Source organism: Azospirillum sp. BE72, assembly GCF_031455875.1.
In the GTDB taxonomy this organism is placed as follows: Bacteria; Pseudomonadota; Alphaproteobacteria; order Azospirillales; family Azospirillaceae; genus Azospirillum.
On the sequence record NZ_JAVDTO010000004.1, the window covers coordinates 43,600 to 61,353 of the forward strand.

Genomic DNA, 17,754 nt, shown 5'->3' on the forward strand with positions numbered 1-17,754 from the left:
TCTCCCGCCCCGGGAGAGGGAGGGGACCCGCCAAAGGCGGGGAGGGTGAGGGGTGATTCAAGAAACCAGAAGCGAATGGCTTCGCGCCTTGCCCCTCACCCTTCCCACCGCTTCGCGGTGGGCCCCTTCCCTCTCCCGGGGCGGGAGAGGGAGTTGTAAGGGATAGCCTGCCCCCGCCGCCGGGTGGACCACTGGAACTGCGGGTCGTCGGCGATCAGGTGGCGATGGTCGGACAGCCGGTTGCGCTCCAGCCAGCCGACGGTGGCTTCCAGCTCCGACAGCGTCATCTCGGAGCGCGCCTTCTTCATCAGCCGCTTCAGCACGGCGTTGTAGATGTGGTAGCCGGTCGGCCCCTCGGCGACGAGGTTGTTGTCCTCGTCCTCGATCACCTGCGCCGCGACCAGCTGGCCGATCCGCTGGCGCAGGTGATGCTCGGCGGCGCTCGGCGTCAGCGGCAGCTCTCCCGGATCGCGCGAGTGCGAGCCGAAATCCGGGCCGGGCGCCACCACGGCGAAGCTGAGCGCGGTGGCATTGGATTCCAACGGGATGATCTCCGGCTCACGGTCCGTGCTGCGCTCGAAGGGAAGCTCCTGCTGGGGGCGGCGGGTCTTCACCATGGCGCGGGTGCCCTGCTGGGTCTCCACCATGGTGCGGAACTGTTCGAACAGCGCGTCGGATGGGTGGTAGATCAGCGCCCGCTGCCGGTCATAGGGGCCGCCATGCGGGTCCACCCGCGTCGCCCGCGCGATCGCCTGTTCCAGCCAGGGGCGCGAGCGGATATGGGTCAGGCAGGCGACATGGGTGATCGACGGCGCGTCCAGCCCCTCATAGGCCATGGCGACGGAGACCAGCACCGCCGGCTCGGGCCGCAGGCGGAAGGCGGCCACCACCTCCTGCGCATCCCGGCAGTCGGAAATGGCGAGGCGCGCCATGCGGCCGGCCTGATCCCTCGGCATCCAGCCCTGCAGGGTCTCCAGATAGAAGCGCGCCGTCCCCTGATCGGGGGCGATCACCAGCAGCTTGCCCAGCCCCGGATCGTCGCGCCCGCGCGGCAGCTTCAGCTCCGCCCGCCGCTTCGCCCGATGCTCCCGGCAGGAGCGGTAGGCCTCGCGCAGCATCGCCTGGGCGAAGCCGGTGCGCAGCGCGGTGAACAGGGCATCGCGCGTGTTCTCCCCCGCCTTGGACAGCGCATCGACCCAGCGGTTGGTGCGCTCCGCATCCAGCCAGGAGGCGGACCCGTCCATCGCACCGAAGGTGACGGGCAGGATCGCCTTCTCGGCCAGCGCCTGCCGGCGGGAATAGCCGACGACCGCCCAGCCCGGCGCCTTGAAGTCGATCTCCCGCACCTTGCGGGTTCCCTGCGGCGCGCGGTAGGGCAGCCACAGGATCGGGCGGCCGTCGGCGCGCTCCAGCGTCCCGCTCATCAACAGCCGGGCCGACGCATTCTCAAGAAGCGGCAGGATGGACCGGCTCCAGGCGGTTTCCTCCTCCACCGCCGCCATGCGGTCGGTGTCGAACACCGCCGGCAGATGATGCAATTCGTCCACCGCCAGCAGGTAACGGTGACGGCGGAACTCCTGCAGATGCAGGTCCGGCGCCGCGGCCACCGCCTGATAGGTCGTGATGTAGCCCTGCAAGCCGCGGCAGAGGTCGCGCCCATTCTCCGCCGCGCGCAGGGCAATGTTGTGTCCCAACACCTCGCGCCAGCGCGGATCGACGAAGGCCTCTTCCGCCTGCTGGCGCAGGCTGTCGCGCGGCACGATCCAGCACACCCGGTCGATCCGCCCCGCCTTGTGCAGCGCCGCCGCCATGATGACCGGCAGCAGCGATTTCCCCCCGCCGGGCGTGACCGCCGCCAGAACGTCGCGAACCTCCGTCTGCTCCTGGCCGATGGCGTCGGCGATGGCGCTGACCAGTTGCTGATGGGTTCTCAGCTGCGGCATTCAACCCTGCTCTCGCTGTGGCACGAGGGAGGAGCAAGCCTAAATTCCCGCGAGTCCCCCGGTCATGGGTTCAATCGGAGGTGAGGGGCCCCATTGGGAGTAGCGCAGTCTCCGGTCGGGGGCAGCGATTCGCGCCGCACAAACCCTATGATGATGGCGGACCGCCACAGTCTGATGTGCGTACCTGAAGGAGCATGAACCAAGCGCTGCCATGCTCCAACCAAAAGGCCAGCCACGGCTCGTACCTCAAAATCTGAGTTGCGTACCTCAATCCCCGGGAATATGGTTTGCGGCATGAACAATCAAATCAACGATGCACCCCTGACCCTGCGCGACGTGGCGGCGGCGGCCGGCGTCAGCCTTGCGACGGCCGACCGGGTCATCAATGGACGGCCCGGCGTCAGCGCCAAGACCGCGCTCAAGGTGCATGAGGCGGTGCAGCGGCTGGGCTTCCGCCCGCTGGCGGCGGCGGCGGAGCTGGCGCGGTCGCGCTCCTGGCGTTTTGCCGTGGTCCTGCCCGGCGGCGGCAACCGCTTCATGATGGACATCGCCGACAATGTCCGCGCCCAGGCCGACTGGTTTCGCGCCCGGCGCATCGCGGTGGAGATCGTCGAGACCGACGTGTTCGACGCCGACACCCTGGCGGCGGAACTGGCCGGACTGCCGGGACGCTTCGACGCGGTGGCGCTGGTGGCGTTGGACCATCCGCGCATCCGGGCGGCCATCGACGATCTGGTGGAAGGCGGCATGGCAGTGGTAACGCTGGTGTCGGACGCCCCATCGTCGCGGCGCCAGCATTATGTCGGCATCGACAACATCGCCGCCGGCCGCACCGCCGGGTCTCTGGTCGGCCGTTTCCTCGGCCCCCCACGGAATGGCGGGGCAGGCGGCTCGGTCGGCATCGTCACCGGATCGGGCAGCCTGCGCGACCATGCCGAACGCCGCTTCGGCTTCGGGCAGGTGCTGGCGGAGGAATATCCCCACCTCACCCGCCTGATCCCGGTGGAGGGCCGCGACGATCCCGACCGCAACCGCGATCTGGTCCGCCGCATGCTGACCGACACGCCCGATCTGGTGGCGATCTACAACACCGGCGAAGGCTCCATCGGCATCGGCGAGGCGCTGGCCGAGGCCGGGCTCGCCCGCAAAATCCTCTGCGTCGGGCACGAGCTGACGCCCGCCACCCGCCGCATGCTGCTGGACGGCACCTTCGCCGCCCTGGTCGCCCAGGATCCGGGGCACGAGGCGCGATCGATGGCGCGGGTGCTCCACGCCCTGGTTACGGGCCAAGAGATCGTCGCGGCGCAGGAACACATCCGGGTCCAGGTCATCCTGCGCGACAACCTGCCCTGAAGGGGCATCAGAAAAGGTCGACCGTCATGTTTCTCGGGATCGACATCGGCACATCCAGCGTCAAGGCGGTTTTAACCGACGCCGACGGGACCGTTTCCGGCAGCGCGTCCCGCCCCTGCACCGTCTCCCGCCCCCATCCCCTGTGGTCGGAGCAGGAGCCGGAGGATTGGGTCGTCGCCGCCGTCGCCGCGGTGGACGAGCTGGCCGAACGGCATCCGGCCGCACTCGCCGCCGTGCTCGGCATCGGCTTCTCCGGCCAGATGCACGGCGCGGTGCTGCTGGGCGCCGACAACCGGGTGCTGCGCCCCGCCATCCTGTGGAACGACGGCCGCTCCCACCGCCAATGCGCGACGCTGGAGCAGACGCTCCCGACGCTGCGGGCCATCAGCGGCAACATCGCCATGCCCGGCTTCACCGCGCCCAAGCTGCTGTGGATGGCCGAGGAGGAGCCGGACATCTTCGCGGCACTCGCCAAGGTTCTGCTGCCCAAGGCCTATGTCCGCTGGCGCTTCACCAGTGCGATGGTGGAGGAGATGTCGGACGCCTCCGGCACGCTGTGGCTGGACGTGGGCCGGCGCGACTGGTCGGACGAGCTGCTGGCCGCCACCGGCATGACCCGCGCCCACATGCCGGATCTGGCCGAAGGCTCCGATGCCGTCGCCCGGCTGTCGCCCGATCTCGCCCGCCGCTGGGGCATGCGGGAGCCGCCGGTGGTGGCGGGCGGGGCGGGGGATTGCGCCGCCAGCGCCGTCGGGCTCGGCGCCATCACGCCCGGCGACGGCTTCCTCAGCCTCGGCACCTCCGGCGTGCTGTGGCGGACGACCGACCGCTTCCTGCCCAATCCGGCGATGGCGGTCCATGCCTTCTGCCACGCGCTGCCCGGCGTCTGGCACCAGATGGGCGTCATGCTGTCGTCCGCCGCCTCGCTCGCCTGGGCGGCCTCCACCCTCGGCGCGCCGGAGGCGGAACTGCTGGCCCCGCTCGGCGATGCGGTGGACGGTCCGTCGCCGGTCGCCTTCCTGCCCTACCTGTCGGGCGAGCGCACTCCGCACAACGACGCCACCGTGCGCGGCCTGTTCGCCGGCCTGTCGGCGGAGACCGGCCGCGACGCGCTGGTTCAGGCGGTTCTGGAAGGCGTCGCCTTCGCCGCCCGCGACAATCTGGTGGCGCTGGGAGAGGGCGCGCCCAAATCCTTCGACCTTGCCGGCGGCGGCTCGCGTTCGCGGCTGTGGGCGCGGATCTGCGCCGATGCGCTGGGCGTCACCATCCACCGCATCGAGGACGGCGAGGTCGGTGCCGCGCTGGGCGCCGCCCATCTCGGCCGCATGGCGGCGACCGGCGAGCCTCCCGCCACCGTCTGCCTCAAGCCCCGTCGCCTCGAAACCTTCACCCCCGATCCGGCCCGCGCCGAGGCGTACAGCCAAGCCTGGCTGCGCTGGCGCCGGCTCTACCCCCTTGCCAAGGAGTTCGCGTCTTGAGCACCGCCTCATTCTTCGGCGACCTGTCCCCGGTGGCCTACCGCGGGCCGGACAGCCGCGACCCGCTGTCCTACCGCTGGTACGACAAGGACCGCATGGTGCTGGGCAAGCGGATGGAGGACCATCTGCGGCTGGCCGCCTGCTACTGGCACAGCTTCTGCTGGCCGGGCGGCGACCCCTTCGGCGGCGAGACCTTCCAGCGTCCATGGATGCGCCCCGGCCAGGACCCGATGGCGGCGGCGCGCGCCAAGGCCGACGTCGCCTTCGAGATGTTCCGCCTGCTCGACGTGCCCTTCTTCTGCTTCCACGACCTCGACGCCGCCCCGGAAGGTGCCACGCTGGCCGAGAGCGTCGACAACCTGAAGGCCATCACCGAGCTGTTCGCGGCCAAGATGGAGACCGCCAAGGTCCGTCTGCTGTGGGGCACCGCCAACCTGTTCTCCCACCGCCGCTACATGGCCGGCGCCGCGACCAACCCCGATCCGGAGGTCTTCCTCTACGCCTGCGGTCAGGTGCGCGCGGCGCTGGAGGCCACCCATGCGCTGGGCGGCGCCAACTACGTCATGTGGGGCGGGCGCGAGGGCTACGAGACGCTGCTGAACACCGACCTGAAGCGCGAGCTGGACCAGATGGGTCGCTTCGTCTCGATGGTGGTGGAGCATAAGCACAAGATCGGCTTCGACGGCCCGATCCTGATCGAACCGAAGCCGCGCGAACCGACCAAGCACCAGTACGACTTCGACGTCGCCACCGTCTACGGCTTCCTGGAGCGCTACGACCTGTTGGCCGACGTGCGGGTGAACATCGAGCAGAACCACGCCATCCTCGCCGGCCACAGCTTCCAGCACGAGGTGGCGCTGGCGCTGGCGCTGGGCATCTTCGGCTCGCTCGACATGAACCGCGGCGACGCGCTGCTGGGCTGGGACACCGACCAGTTCGCCAACGACGTCAGCGAGCTGACCGTGGTGATGCACGACATCCTCAGGGGCGGCGGCTTCAGCACGGGCGGCCTGAATTTCGACGCCAAGATCCGCCGCCAGTCGCTCGATCCGGAGGATCTGCTGCACGGCCACATCGGCGGCATCGACGCTTGCGCCCGCTCCCTGCTGCAGGCGGCGCAGATGCTGGAGGACGGCGCCCTGACCGGGCCGCTGGCCGAACGCTACGCCGGCTGGGACGGTGCTGAGGGTCAGGCGATCCTGTCCGGCAAGCGCGACCTCGCCACGCTGGCCGACCGCGCGCTGTCCGGCAACCTCAACCCCCAGCCGCGCTCCGGCCGTCAGGAGTATCTGGAGAACATCGTCAATCGGTACGTCTAACCCCCGCAACAGAATCCCCTCTCCCCCCGGGGAGAAGGTTAGGGTGAGGGGGTCGCACAGCAAGGATCTTCAAGAATCCCGCACTTCCCGCTCCCTATCGAGTCCACGCCTTGCATCCCCCTCACCCCGACCCTCTCCCCGGGGGGGAGAGGGGGAAATCGGAGACTTCTCGTCGATCAACAAGGCCGCCATGACCGGACGGCCACACAGGGAGGAAACACGATGAAGCACCGCCTCGCCGCGACCGCCGCCGGACTGTTCCTGACGCTGGCCGCCGTGATCACCATGACCTCGACCACCGCGCTCGCCGCCGGCACCACCGTCGGCGTGTCCTGGTCCAACTTCCAGGAAGAGCGCTGGAAGACCGACGAGGCGGCAATCAAGGCGGTGATCGAGAAGGCCGGCGGCAAATACCTGTCGGCCGACGCCCAGTCCTCGCCGGCCAAGCAGCTGTCGGACATCGAATCGCTGATTTCCCGCGGCGCCCAGGCGCTGATCATCCTGGCGCAGGACGGCGACGCCATCCGCCCGGCGGTGGAGAAGGCGGCGGCGGAGGGCATCCCGGTCGTCGGCTATGACCGGCTGATCGAAATCCCGTCGGCCTTCTACATCACCTTCGACAACAAGGAAGTCGGCCGGCTCCAGGCCCGCAGCGTCTTCGCGCTGAAGCCCAAGGGCAACTACGCCTTCATCAAAGGAAGCTCCACCGATCCCAACGCCGATTTCCTGTTCGCCGGCCAGATGGAGGTGCTGAAGGCGGCCATCGACCGCGGCGACGTGAAGAATGTCGGCGAGGCCTACACCGACAAATGGCTGCCCGCCATCGCCCAGCAGAACATGGAGCAGATCCTGACCAAGACCGGCAACAAGGTCGATGCCGTGGTCGCCTCCAACGACGGCACGGCGGGCGGCGCCGTCGCGGCGCTGGCGGCGCAGGGCTTGGCCGGAACCGTGCCGGTGTCGGGCCAGGACGGCGACAAGGCGGCGCTGAACCGCATCGCGCTCGGCACCCAGACGGTCTCGGTGTGGAAGGACGCCCGTGAACTCGGCCGCCGCGCCGCGGAGATCGCCATGGATCTCGCCGGCGGCAAGAAGATGACCGACATCCCCGGCGCCACCAGCTTCGACGGCGGCCCGAAGAAGCAGAAGATGACCTCGCTCTTCCTCACCCCCATCGCCATCACCAAGGACAATCTGGGGCAGGTGATCGACGCCGGCTGGGTCACCAAGGACGTGGTGTGCCAGGGCGTCAAGCCCGGCAGCGTCAAGGTCTGCAACTGATGGCCGAGCCGTCCACCACCCTGTCCCCGGCGTCTTCTCCGGATGCGCCGGCCGGACGGCGGGCCGGCATCGGCGACGCCCTGCGCGCGCTGGAGCTGGACACCCGCATGGTCGGGATGATCGGGGCGCTGGCCGTCGTCTGGATCGGCTTCGACATCCTGACCGGCGGCGCCTTCCTGACTCCGCGCAACCTGTGGAACCTGTCGGTGCAGACCGCGTCCATCGCGGTGATGGCGACCGGCATGGTGCTGGTCATCGTCACCCGCAACATCGACCTGTCGGTGGGCTCCATCCTGGGCTTCACCGGCATGGTGGTGGGCGTGCTCCAGGCCCGCATCCTGCCGGAGATCTGGGGCTTCGACCATCCGCTGACCTGGGTGGTGGCGGTCATGGCGGCGATTGCCGTCGGCGGGGCGGTGGGGGCGATGCAGGGCGCCGTCATCGCCTATCTCGGCGTGTCGTCCTTCATCGTCACGTTGGGCGGATTGCTGGTCTGGCGCGGCGCCGCCTGGTGGGTGACGACCGGCCAGACGGTGGCGCCGATGGACGGGCTCTTCAAGCGGCTGGGCGGCGGGTTCGAGGGTGCCATCGGCGCCGGCCCCAGCTGGGCGGTCGGCATCGCCGCCATCCTGCTGTCGGTCGCCGCCATCCTGATGACCCGGCGGCGGCGGGCCGGCTTCGGCTTTCCCGTCCGGCCCTTGTGGGCGGAAGGGGTGGTGATCCTGCTGGTCGCCGCCGCCATCACCGGCGCGGTGATGGTGGTGAACGCCTATCCCCTGCCGGTCCCGGTGGTGCGCCGGATGATGGAAGCGCAAGGGATTTCCCAGGGGCTGGCCACAGACGGCACGCTGCCCTTCGTGGCCCACGGCTTCGCCATACCGGTGCTGATCGCATTGGCGGTGGGGGTGGGCGTGACCTTCCTGTCGCGGCGTACCCGCTTCGGCCGCTATGTCTTCGCCATCGGCGGCAATCCGGAGGCGGCGGAGCTGTCCGGCATCAACACGAAGCGCGTGCTGGTGATGGTGTTCGGGCTGATGGGGGCGCTGTGCGGCCTGTCCGCCTGCATCGCCACCGCCCGGCTGAACGCCGCCACCAACGCCAACGGCACTCTGGACGAGCTGTATGTCATCGCCGCGGCGATCATCGGCGGCACCTCCATGGCCGGCGGCGTCGGCACCATCCTGGGCGCGATGCTCGGCGCCATGGTGATGCAGTCCTTGCAGTCCGGCATGGTTCTGCTGGGGGTGGACGCGCCGATGCAGAACATCGTCGTCGGCATCGTGCTGGTCGCCGCCGTCTACATCGACACGCTCTACCGCAGGGGGATGAAATGACCGGCCTTGCAACGGCATTCCCGGCGGCGGAACCGCTGGTGGAGATGCGCGACGTCTCCATCGCCTTCGGCGGCATCAAGGCGGTGGACGGCGTCAGCATCGACCTCTATCCCGGCGAGGTGGTCGGTCTGCTCGGCCACAACGGCGCCGGCAAATCGACGCTGATCAAGATCCTGTCCGGCGCCTATGCCGCCGATCATGGTGAGATCCGGGTGAACGGCGAGCCGGTCCACCTCGCCAGCCCGCGCGACGCCAAGCGCTGCGGCATCGAGACGATTTATCAGACGCTGGCGCTGGCCGACAACGTGGACGCCGCCGCCAACATCTTCCTCGGCCGGGAGAAGCTGACGCCCTGGGGCACGCTGGACGACCACGCGATGGAGGCGGAGGCGCGCAAGGTGATGGGCCGCCTGAACCCGCATTTCCGCCGCTTCAAGGAGCCGGTGAAGGCGCTGTCGGGCGGTCAGCGCCAATCGGTCGCCATCGCCCGCGCCATCCATTTCGACGCCCGCGTCCTCATCATGGACGAGCCGACCGCCGCGCTGGGTCCCGCCGAAACCCAACAGGTGGGCGAGCTGGTGAAGCAGTTGAAGCAGGAGGGCATCGGGATCTTCCTGATCTCCCACGACATTCATGACGTGTTCGATCTGGCCGACCGCATCCACGTGATGAAGAACGGCAAGCTGGTCGGCACCGCCCGCGTCGCCGACGTGACGAAGGACGAGGTGCTGGGCATGATCATCCTCGGCAAATGCCCGCCGGGTGCCGTCCCCGGACCGGGCGCCGCCGGCTGACGGGTCAGCGCGGTACCGGTGACGACACCAGTGTGGCGGGCTGGAGTTCCTTCATGGCCGTTCTGCCTTCTGCTCCCTGGCGCAGCCACTGCTCGGCGGGCTCGAAGCGGGTCCAGCCGGGCACGTCGGCGGCCAGATTGACCTCCTTCCATTTCGGATGGCGCGGCGGCTTCAGGAACTCGTCGAACCTGCCGAAGAAGGCATCGACGAAGCGGGCGACCTTGCGGTGCCGTTCCAGGTCGCGTTCCCAGCCATAGACGGCCATGACGGCGCCGACGGCGACGGTGTCGACCTGTTCGCCGGGCTTGATCAACCCCTCATAGTCGGCGCTGGTCAGGCGCGACGGCAGATAGGTGTCGAGCAGGGCCGCGCTCATGGGGATCGACAGGAAATGCAGGCCGTCGCCCGCCTTCAGGTCGCGGAACAGGCGGGTCGGCTTGCCGGCGACATAGGCCATGGCCGCGATCTCGCCCCGCCGCAACTTCTCCAGCGCCAGGGACTGGTCGTTGCCCTGCGGCTCCACCTTGATGCCCAGAATGTCGAAGACCAGCGACGCCGTCATGTGCGTGCCGCTTCCCTGCACGTCGAAGTTCACCTTGCGCCCGGCGAGATCCTCGATGCGCGTCACGTCGGGTGCGGCCAGGATGTGCATTTCCTCGTTGTAGAGCTTGGTGATGTATTTGACGCGCCGGTCCAGGTTGGGCAGAAGCCGTTCCCGCTTGGCATAGGCCAGCACGTCGGACTGGACGATGCCGACGTCGATCCCCTTCAGCAGAACGATGTCCTTGAGGTTCTGGACCGACCCCTTGCCCAGCATCGGCAGGACGCGCAATGCGTCGCCGTCGTCGAGCACTGCGGCCAGATCGGCGGCGATCCGCACATAGGTTCCCTCGACCCCGCCCGACACGATCCCGACGGTCCCGCCATTGGCGCTGACGCCGCGCGGATCGGCAGCATATGCCGGATAAATGGCGCCCGCGAACAGGCACGCTCCCAGAAGAAGAATGCGGACGATCGATGCCTTCATGATGGCTCCCTCCCTGGTTCCCGACATCTTGCTACCTGGATTTGCCGGCGAGCCAGACTGTCAGCTTTTGCAGTTGCTGTTCCGCGTCGCCGCTGCCGGCGGCGACCGCCCGGCGGTACCAGACCGCGGCCTGTTCGGGATCGGATGGAAGCCCGCGGACGCGAAGCCGCTCGTGAATCAGCGGATCGTGGGTCCGGCCGAGCGCCAGGGCCGCCGCCGCATTGCCGGTCTCGGCGACCATCTCGTAATAGAGCCGCGCCCCGGCCAGATCGCCCTGCGCGAACAGGTCGTCGCCCCGCTTCATCAGCGTCGTCTCCGCAACGGCGGAGGGAAGACGCGCCGGGCGCTGCACCGCCGCCTCCCGCGGCTGCGCCCGCTCCGGGGCCGGCTGCGGGGCGGCAACCGGCGGAGCGACCGCCACGGCGACCGTGGTGACAGGGGCGATGACCACCGGCTCCGGCGGGGCAGGGGGTGGGGAGGCCACGGCCGGCTGAACGGCCGCCGGCGCATCGACGGGCGGCGGGGTGGCGGCGATGACCGGGGTTTCCGGCACGATTTCCGGTGCCGCCGCCGGGGCAGGAGCCGATACCGGCACGACTGCCGCCTCGACCGGCTGTTCCGGCGCCCATGCCGGCGCAGGTTCGGGTGCCGCCTCCGCGACGGGATCCGGCGCGGGTGCAACGGCGTCGCTTCCGGACGGCTCCGGCGCAGCCTGCGGCGCCGACTGTCCGGATGCCGCCGGGTCCGGTTCGGCCCTGTCGCCAAGCGCTGCGGTCTCGATGCTCTGCGACGAGCCGCCCTGGGCGGGCGGCGGGGTGCCGTCCGGTTCCGGCGTGGCGGCGCTGTCAGCTGCGGCGGTCTCGGTGGCCGTCGGCAGGATCGGTATCGTCAAATCCCGGGCCTGCTTGGCGATCACGCCGCCGCCGTGATCGGTCACCGCGGTGAGGTGCAGCGTCACGCTGCCCGCCGTCTCGGGGGGCAGGGTCATGGTGAGACCGGGCAATTCCTCCAGCCGCACCCGCCACGTGTCGTCGGCGATCTTATCGCCGCCCGACAGGGTGGTCCCCGGTGGCAGATCGTCGATCAGCACATAGGTGATCGCTTCATGCTGTGGGTTCGGCTGCCCATAGGGCGAGGTGACGGCGATGGACAGCAGGGTGGGCTGTCCCGGAATGCCGCCGGATGCCTGTGCCGCGATGAAGGGGATCAGCCGCCAATCCGTCTCCGCCTCGCCCCCCTTCTGGATCACCGTCGTCCGGGTGGGGGCCGCCTCCGCCTGCGGCATGGGGGCGGGTGCCTTCTCCCGCGTTCCGAGCCAGGATTCCAGCGTGTTGTCCACCGGCCCCTCGGCCGCGCCGGTCCACACGAGGCAGCAGCCGGTTCCGAAGGCATCGGAATTGAGCCGGGCGGACACATCGGCCGGTTGAAGGGGAAGCGCAAGAACACCCAGTACGGCAAAACAAGGCCGGACGCCGCCTGTGATGGGAAGTAAAGAGCACGCGCTTTCCCATCTTCCTCCGCGTCGGAGAACATAGGCACGATGCAGAAAACGGCGCAGCGAACCGGACTGCGTTTCTCGCATGGCGGCATCCTCCCTGGCAAAATCCCCTTAGACCCGCCTTGACGACAGGGTGCATTCCGGGACTTTTGAAAGACATGCGGCGTTGATTTCCGCCGCGAGTTGTTTCGAATTATTTATTATCTGAACGACCGGCCATGATCGTTTTATTCTATGATGTGACAGAAGAAAAACAACCATCCCGTAGAGGTCATTTTCCGCTTTGCGGTAAAAGGGAGGATTACTTCGTAATATTTGGATATGGATCGGATGGAGAAGCACCGGCACCGGCGGCTGGACCCTCCGCCGGAACGGGGTGCCGCCACCGGTCCGGCGACACCCCGCCCGCAAGGAAACGGATCAGCGGATCCGCGCCGGGTTTCCCATCACCGTCGCCCCGGCCGGCACGTCGCGCGTCACCACGCTGCCGGCGCCGACGATGGCATCGTTGCCGATGGTGACGCCGGGCAGGATAAGCGCGCCGCCGCCGATCCAGACATTGCGGCCGATATGGATGGGCCGCCCGAACTCCAGCCCGGCCTCCCTGGCGGCGAAGTCGCGCGGATGGTCGGCGGTCAGGATCTGGACCCCCGGTCCGATCTGCGTCCTGTCGCCGATGCTCACCGCCACCACGTCCAGGATGACGCAGTTGAAGTTGAGGAAGACCCCGGCGCCGAGGCTGATGTTGTAGCCATAGTCGCAATGGAAGGGCGGGCGGATGACAGCCCCTTCGCCCACCGCGGCGAAGCGCTCCAGAAGCAGTTTGCGCCTTTCGCCGGGAGGCAGGGCGAGTGCGGCGTTGTAGCGGATCATCCACTCCTTGGCGGCGGCTTGATCGGCCTGGATCTCTGGAGCCGAGGCGTCATAGAGATCGCCGGCCAGCATCTTTTCCTTTTCGCTGCGTCCATCGGACGTCTGCATCGCTCATCCTCCGCATCATTCGCTCGTCCGGCGACAACGTCCGATTGTTGTCCGCCATGGGCGCCCGATTAGAGCAGATGTCGAAATGCGATGCGCCGACGCGTGAGGATGGGTCAGCCTTCACCCTGGCCGGAGCGGGTGCCCAGCAGGTTGCCGCGGCGGCGGCGGACTTCGACGCTCTGGCCGGGGGTGATGGGCATGAACTCCTTCGGGCGCTCGTCGCTGCCGGCAATGGCACGATAGGTGGCGGCGTTCGCCTCCTGCACGTCGTTGCCGCGGCGGACCTGATCCAGGAATTTCTGGCTCGGCATCATGATGTATTCGATGTCGTTGATGCGCCGCCCGTCCTTCGACACCGTCTTCTCCACCCGGTCGAGAATGCCCTCCTCGACCAGGGAATCGACGGCCAGGGTCACCGTGCGCAGCGTGTCGCGCCGCCGGCTCCACTCGTTCATGCCGCTGTTGTTGATGATGTCGTCGGCCGACAGGATCATCGGCGGCACGCTGTGCACCCCGTCGGGCAGGCGAGCCAGATCGAGGTCGCCATATTCGATCGACAGCCGGTTGTAGAGCCAGCGTGCCACCGGGCTCTTCAGCCGCATGATCCACTGGTAGGAGATCGGCTTGAATTCCAGGTTGCGGATGGCCGAGGCGACCAGCGCGTTGAATTCCAGATAGGTGTCGTTCTCGTCCTCCTCGCCACCCTCGCCGGTGCGCGGGCGGATGTAGAGCGTGGGGAAGACCGAGGATTCCAGCACCGGCCGCGCCGACTTACGGCCGCTCTCCGGCACCTTGCTGATGATCATCCGCGTGCGCGCCAGGATCTCCAGCGCCTCGCGAATCTCCGCCGTGTCCATGGTGCGGTTGACCGCGCGCAGCTCCCGCCGGATCTCGTAGAGCGAGAAATGGACGCGCACCCGGTCCTGCTTGTCGCCCATCAGCGACAGGCGCGACCGGTCCATGGCGAGGCGGCGCACCACCTGTTCGACGATCTGCTCGCGCTCGGACGGGAACACCTCATACTCGACCATGCGCTTGTCCGCCGGATCCTCGCCGGGACCGGGCTTGGCCGGGCGGTAGATGCGGGCGGGCTGCAGGGTCAGCGTGAACAGGGCGTCCTTGAAGGGAAACTCCTTGTGCACCGACTGGACGAACGCGTTGGCAGCCGGCAGCTCCGGCTCCGTCCCCCGGCCTTTGGACACGAAGACGAATCGCGGCGCCGTGTCGTAAAGCGCGATCATATGGGACTGACTGCGGTCTTCCATCTCGAACAGAGTCAGCTGGACCGCGTTCGCCTTGCTCATGGCTCATCCCTCCTCGCCAAAGGCCACGATAGGAGGTGCCGTCGGACGGAGGCAACCGGCAGGGCGGAGTCCGCCCGCAGACCTGTGTCCCGTTTGCCCGCGTTTGTGTAGGAAATGCCCGCGCCTGTGTCCCGTTTGCCCGCGCTTCGGTCGCAGGCCGCCGATTGGTGCCGCTCCGCGGGCGTCGGGTGGACCGGATCCGTGCGAATCGCGCGGCGCTTCGGCGAAACGCGAGCAAATGGGACAGAGACTCGGGGGCGCGGCTTCCCTCCATGAGGCCATGAAGCGCGAGCAAATGGGACAGCCCCGGCGCCGGAGGACTCCCAAGCGCGAGCATTAGGGACACAGTGAATCCCGTGATGCGCCTGGCCCGACCACGAAACGCGGGCAAATGGGACAGATCCGGCCGGCGAGGCTGGCCAGCGGCCTTCCTCCGCGGCAAAAGTCCGCGGGCCGGACCGCAGACCATGGCCTCAAACCGCGGGCAAGTGGGACAGCCCGAGGCGGCGCGGATGGTGCTGGTCGCCGGCAAAGCGCGGGCAAACGGGATCGAATCCGATTCGCAAGCCAAGCGCGACCAAAGGGGACACAACCGCGACCAAGGACGACACAGGCGCGGGCCGTTGGGACACAACCGCGGGCGAAGGGGACACAACCGAATCGGTCCCTTTTGCCCGCGATTCGACGGATGCCGCAGTCGGCGGAATCCTTCGCGCAAGTTCGCCGGCCCCATCGATGCCGGTCCCAAAGCCTCGCGGAGTTTTCCCCATGCTCACACCGACGCCGTCCGCATCAGCGGCAAATCCTCCCGATACCAGACGGTGGGGACGGATTCCCGCCTGGTGGCTGGACCATCCCGGCCTGGACGCCGACGGCTTCGCCGTCCTGGCGGCGCTCGCCACCTTCGCCGACGAGGACGGCCTGTGCTGGCCGTCGCAATCGACGCTGGCCGCCAAGCTGAAGCGCTCGCGCCCCACCATCAACCGCATCATCCAGGGCCTGAGCGACATCGGGCTGGTCAGGGTCGAGCATCGCCGCGGCCGCGACGGCGCCCGCCTGTCGTGCCTCTACCGCCTGCGCTTCGCCCCGCTTGATGACGCGGTCGATGCTGCCGAAGACTCCGACCGGGAGTCCGTCTCCACCCGCCCTGTCCAGCTTGCCGACAGGGATGACTCGGACACGCACAGTCCCTGTCCGCCGGCGAGTCAGGAACAGGTCCATTTCAAACAGATTCCAGACTCGCTCGCTTCGGGCGGGCACGGTCAGGCGCAGACGGTTCCGGAGGACTGGATGCCGACCGCCGACGACCTCGCCTGGGCCAAGGCCCGTCACGCCGAAATCGATCTCGGCCGCCATGTCGAGGGGTTCATCCTGCGCTGCCGGGCCCATGGCTACCGCTACCGCGACGTCTCCTCCGCCTGGCGGGCCTGGCTGGCGCAGGATGCTGCGGCGGGCAAGGCCCCGGTCGTCCGCAACCGCCCGTCTGCGGCAATGAACCCGCCAACCACACGTCCATCCGCAGCCGCAGAACAGCGGCTGGGCGCCTGGGCCGCCGCCGCCGCAGAACTGCGCCAGCGCGCAACCACCCCCTCCTGGTCCTAAAAGGGGAGACCGATGAACGCCCCCAAGAGAAGCGCCACCGCCACCGCCACCATCACAGCCCTGCCGCGCTCCCCAACCTCGCTGGCGGCGGCTTTCGATCCGGCATTGCCGGCACCCAATCGGCAGGCCTGCCTGACCGCCGCGCTGCCGCCCGTGCTTCGGCAGCGTCTGGCCCAGGGCCGGACCGACCGCCGCCCGCGCTTCGGCGACGACGGCTTCGACGGCATGATCGAGCTTTGGTCGCCGCCGGACGGCGTCACCGCCGCTGAGTCCTCGCTTGCCCGCCGGTGCCTTGATGAGCTGTACGCCACCGTGCTGGCTCCGGCCGACAGCGACCATCTGCTCGGCCGCGTGCTGACCCTGCTCAGCCATTTTCCCGCCAAGGGGCTGTCGCCCGAGGTGGAGCGGATGATGGCGCTCGACTGGGCCGAGGATTTGGGCGAATACCCGGCCTGGGTGATCGACGCCGCCGCCCGCAACTGGCGCCGCAGCCGGAAATGGCGCCCCTCCATCGCCGAGATGCGGGCCCTGTGCGAGGAGCTGTGCGCACCCGAACGGGCGCTGGCCGACCGGCTGGGCGCGCTCGCCGCAGCCGCCCTGCGGGATGCCTGCGGCACGGACCTGCAGGCGGTTGCAACCGGGGCGCTGCGCCGGATGGGCGGGATGGGGTGAGCCCGCCGGTCCCTGCGGTGAACGGCCCCGGTGGACGGTGGGTGTCGGCGGTCCATATCAAGTGGCCCGTCCGCTTCACGTTGCCGACCGATGCCCGACAGCCCTCATCCCGCGTCCTCCTCCGCCCCCCGCTTCGGCTGGTGCTGCCAGTATGTGCCGCCCGATGGCGACACCGGACTTGCCAAGCGCATGAACCCCGGTACCGTCACCATCGCGACGCTGACCAAGCTTGGCCCCGCCCGTGCCGAGGAAAAGCTGACGGAGGTGCTGCGCCGCAACCTGCTGGCCCTGCATCTGCAACTGGACGAGGTCGCCCGCCATCCGGCCTACCGCCGCCTGCTGCGCGTCAACAGCGGGCTTCTGCCGGCCTACACGCACGAGGTCGGACGGCCGCTCTACCGCCAGCCGGGCATCCAGGCGCTGGTGCGGAGCGGTTTGGAGCATGCCGGCCGCAAGGCGATCGAGGCGGGAATCCGCATCGGACTGCACCCGGACCAGTATTGCGTGCTGAACAGCGCCAACCCGTCCACCCTCGACAATTCGGTGGCGGAGCTGGAATACCATGCCGACGTCCTGCGGATGATGGGGCTGGCCGGCGGCTGGCACCCGCAAGGCGCGCACGTCAACATCCATGGCGGCGGGCGCGGGGAGGGGATCGCCGGCTTCCGCCGCGGCCTTGCCCTGCTGTCGGAGGATGCGCGCAACCTGCTGACCGTCGAGAACGACGAGATGTCCTTCGGCCTGGACGACCTGCTGCCGCTGGCCGACGCCGTTCCGATCGTTCTCGACCTCCACCATCACTGGGTCCGCACGCAAGGGGAATATCTGCGTCCCGACGATCCGCGCATCGCCGTCGTCATCGGCTCCTGGCGCGGGGTGCGACCGGTCGCCCACATCAGCGTGTCGCGCGAGGATCTGCTGGCGGACTGGCCGGCCGACAGCCTGCCGGACTATGCGGCGCTGGCGGCGCGCGGGCTGACCACGAAGGATCTGCGCGCCCATTCCCAGCGCATGTGGAACCGCGCCGTCAACCGGCTGGTGGCGGACCATCTCTCCTGGGCCGATTTCGAGGTGGAGGCGAAGGCCAAGAACCTCGCAGTCGACGATCTGGAACTGGACGCCCTCGGCAGCGGGGCCGTGGCCGCCTCGCCCGATCGACAGCCTTGAC

Annotated in this window: 14 protein-coding genes; 9 read left to right on the forward strand and 5 right to left on the reverse strand. The window is 68.9% G+C overall.

Annotated elements, in window-relative coordinates:
• Nucleotides 1–95: 95 nt before the first annotated feature.
• Nucleotides 96–1,943 (reverse strand): DEAD/DEAH box helicase family protein, encoded by a 1,848-nt coding sequence (locus tag J2Y49_RS14615; RefSeq protein ID WP_310115578.1) that lies wholly within the window; start codon nucleotides 1,941–1,943, stop codon nucleotides 96–98.
• Nucleotides 1,944–2,237: 294 nt separating this feature from the next.
• On the opposite strand from J2Y49_RS14615, the gene J2Y49_RS14620 reads away from it, so the two are divergent.
• The 6 genes from J2Y49_RS14620 to J2Y49_RS14645 all read left to right on the forward strand — a co-directional run bounded on the left by J2Y49_RS14620 (nucleotide 2,238) and on the right by J2Y49_RS14645 (nucleotide 9,502).
• Nucleotides 2,238–3,296 carry a LacI family DNA-binding transcriptional regulator gene (locus J2Y49_RS14620; RefSeq protein WP_310115579.1) on the forward strand — a complete coding sequence of 353 codons (1,059 nt, stop codon included), beginning with the start codon at nucleotides 2,238–2,240 and terminating at the stop codon, nucleotides 3,294–3,296.
• Between the two features lie 26 nt (nucleotides 3,297–3,322).
• Nucleotides 3,323–4,774, forward strand: coding sequence for a xylulokinase (xylB, locus tag J2Y49_RS14625; RefSeq protein ID WP_310115580.1), 1,452 nt, complete (start codon nucleotides 3,323–3,325; stop codon nucleotides 4,772–4,774).
• Nucleotides 4,771–6,093, forward strand: coding sequence for a xylose isomerase (xylA, locus tag J2Y49_RS14630; RefSeq protein ID WP_310115581.1), 1,323 nt, complete (start codon nucleotides 4,771–4,773; stop codon nucleotides 6,091–6,093). Before xylB ends, xylA begins: the two co-directional genes overlap by 4 nt.
• Nucleotides 6,094–6,315: 222 nt before the next feature.
• On the forward strand, nucleotides 6,316–7,374 hold the full coding sequence (gene xylF / locus J2Y49_RS14635) for a D-xylose ABC transporter substrate-binding protein (RefSeq protein ID WP_310115582.1): 1,059 nt from the start codon (nucleotides 6,316–6,318) through the stop codon (nucleotides 7,372–7,374).
• Entirely contained in the window at nucleotides 7,374–8,708 is a 1,335-nt protein-coding gene (locus J2Y49_RS14640; RefSeq protein WP_310115583.1) for a sugar ABC transporter permease, read from the forward strand. Before xylF ends, J2Y49_RS14640 begins: the two co-directional genes overlap by 1 nt.
• Nucleotides 8,705–9,502 carry an ATP-binding cassette domain-containing protein gene (locus J2Y49_RS14645; RefSeq protein ID WP_310115584.1) on the forward strand — a complete coding sequence of 266 codons (798 nt, stop codon included), beginning with the start codon at nucleotides 8,705–8,707 and terminating at the stop codon, nucleotides 9,500–9,502. The genes J2Y49_RS14640 and J2Y49_RS14645 overlap by 4 nt, the downstream gene beginning before the upstream one ends.
• 4 nt (nucleotides 9,503–9,506) lie before the next feature.
• Here J2Y49_RS14645 and J2Y49_RS14650 read toward each other — a convergent pair whose 3' ends face one another.
• The 4 genes from J2Y49_RS14650 to J2Y49_RS14665 all read right to left on the reverse strand — a co-directional run bounded on the left by J2Y49_RS14650 (nucleotide 9,507) and on the right by J2Y49_RS14665 (nucleotide 14,312).
• Nucleotides 9,507–10,529 carry a TAXI family TRAP transporter solute-binding subunit gene (locus J2Y49_RS14650; RefSeq protein WP_310115585.1) on the reverse strand — a complete coding sequence of 341 codons (1,023 nt, stop codon included), beginning with the start codon at nucleotides 10,527–10,529 and terminating at the stop codon, nucleotides 9,507–9,509.
• A gap of 31 nt (nucleotides 10,530–10,560) precedes the next feature.
• Entirely contained in the window at nucleotides 10,561–11,895 is a 1,335-nt protein-coding gene (locus J2Y49_RS14655) for a hypothetical protein (RefSeq protein WP_310115586.1), read from the reverse strand.
• A gap of 552 nt (nucleotides 11,896–12,447) precedes the next feature.
• Nucleotides 12,448–13,008 carry a sugar O-acetyltransferase gene (locus J2Y49_RS14660; RefSeq protein ID WP_310115587.1) on the reverse strand — a complete coding sequence of 187 codons (561 nt, stop codon included), beginning with the start codon at nucleotides 13,006–13,008 and terminating at the stop codon, nucleotides 12,448–12,450.
• A gap of 113 nt (nucleotides 13,009–13,121) precedes the next feature.
• On the reverse strand, nucleotides 13,122–14,312 hold the full coding sequence (locus J2Y49_RS14665; RefSeq protein ID WP_310115589.1) for a plasmid replication protein: 1,191 nt from the start codon (nucleotides 14,310–14,312) through the stop codon (nucleotides 13,122–13,124).
• 768 nt (nucleotides 14,313–15,080) lie between these two features.
• Here J2Y49_RS14665 and J2Y49_RS14670 point away from each other — a divergent pair.
• From J2Y49_RS14670 to J2Y49_RS14680, 3 genes are all read left to right on the forward strand, one after another.
• Nucleotides 15,081–15,914: a helix-turn-helix domain-containing protein gene (locus J2Y49_RS14670; RefSeq protein ID WP_310115590.1), complete on the forward strand. Its 834-nt coding sequence runs from the start codon at nucleotides 15,081–15,083 to the stop codon at nucleotides 15,912–15,914.
• 12 nt (nucleotides 15,915–15,926) lie between these two features.
• Entirely contained in the window at nucleotides 15,927–16,586 is a 660-nt protein-coding gene (locus tag J2Y49_RS14675; RefSeq protein ID WP_310115591.1) for a hypothetical protein, read from the forward strand.
• A gap of 90 nt (nucleotides 16,587–16,676) precedes the next feature.
• Nucleotides 16,677–17,753, forward strand: coding sequence for a UV damage endonuclease UvsE (locus J2Y49_RS14680; protein WP_310115592.1), 1,077 nt, complete (start codon nucleotides 16,677–16,679; stop codon nucleotides 17,751–17,753).
• Nucleotide 17,754: the final 1 nt, after the last annotated feature.

What these genes read in the sequence shown, in the direction of transcription:
- J2Y49_RS14675 (WP_310115591.1), top strand. Translation starts at nt 15,927, where the DNA reads ATGAACGCCCCCAAGAGAAGCGCCACCGCCACCGCCACCATCACAGCC.
- xylF (WP_310115582.1), top strand. Translation starts at nt 6,316, where the DNA reads ATGAAGCACCGCCTCGCCGCGACCGCCGCCGGACTGTTCCTGACGCTG.
- J2Y49_RS14620 (WP_310115579.1), top strand. Translation starts at nt 2,238, where the DNA reads ATGAACAATCAAATCAACGATGCACCCCTGACCCTGCGCGACGTGGCG.
- J2Y49_RS14615 (WP_310115578.1), bottom strand. Translation starts at nt 1,943, where the DNA reads ATGCCGCAGCTGAGAACCCATCAGCAACTGGTCAGCGCCATCGCCGAC.
- J2Y49_RS14650 (WP_310115585.1), bottom strand. Translation starts at nt 10,529, where the DNA reads ATGAAGGCATCGATCGTCCGCATTCTTCTTCTGGGAGCGTGCCTGTTC.
- xylB (WP_310115580.1), top strand. Translation starts at nt 3,323, where the DNA reads ATGTTTCTCGGGATCGACATCGGCACATCCAGCGTCAAGGCGGTTTTA.
- J2Y49_RS14645 (WP_310115584.1), top strand. Translation starts at nt 8,705, where the DNA reads ATGACCGGCCTTGCAACGGCATTCCCGGCGGCGGAACCGCTGGTGGAG.
- J2Y49_RS14665 (WP_310115589.1), bottom strand. Translation starts at nt 14,312, where the DNA reads ATGAGCAAGGCGAACGCGGTCCAGCTGACTCTGTTCGAGATGGAAGAC.
- J2Y49_RS14680 (WP_310115592.1), top strand. Translation starts at nt 16,677, where the DNA reads ATGCCCGACAGCCCTCATCCCGCGTCCTCCTCCGCCCCCCGCTTCGGC.
- J2Y49_RS14660 (WP_310115587.1), bottom strand. Translation starts at nt 13,008, where the DNA reads ATGCAGACGTCCGATGGACGCAGCGAAAAGGAAAAGATGCTGGCCGGC.
- J2Y49_RS14640 (WP_310115583.1), top strand. Translation starts at nt 7,374, where the DNA reads ATGGCCGAGCCGTCCACCACCCTGTCCCCGGCGTCTTCTCCGGATGCG.
- J2Y49_RS14670 (WP_310115590.1), top strand. Translation starts at nt 15,081, where the DNA reads ATGCTCACACCGACGCCGTCCGCATCAGCGGCAAATCCTCCCGATACC.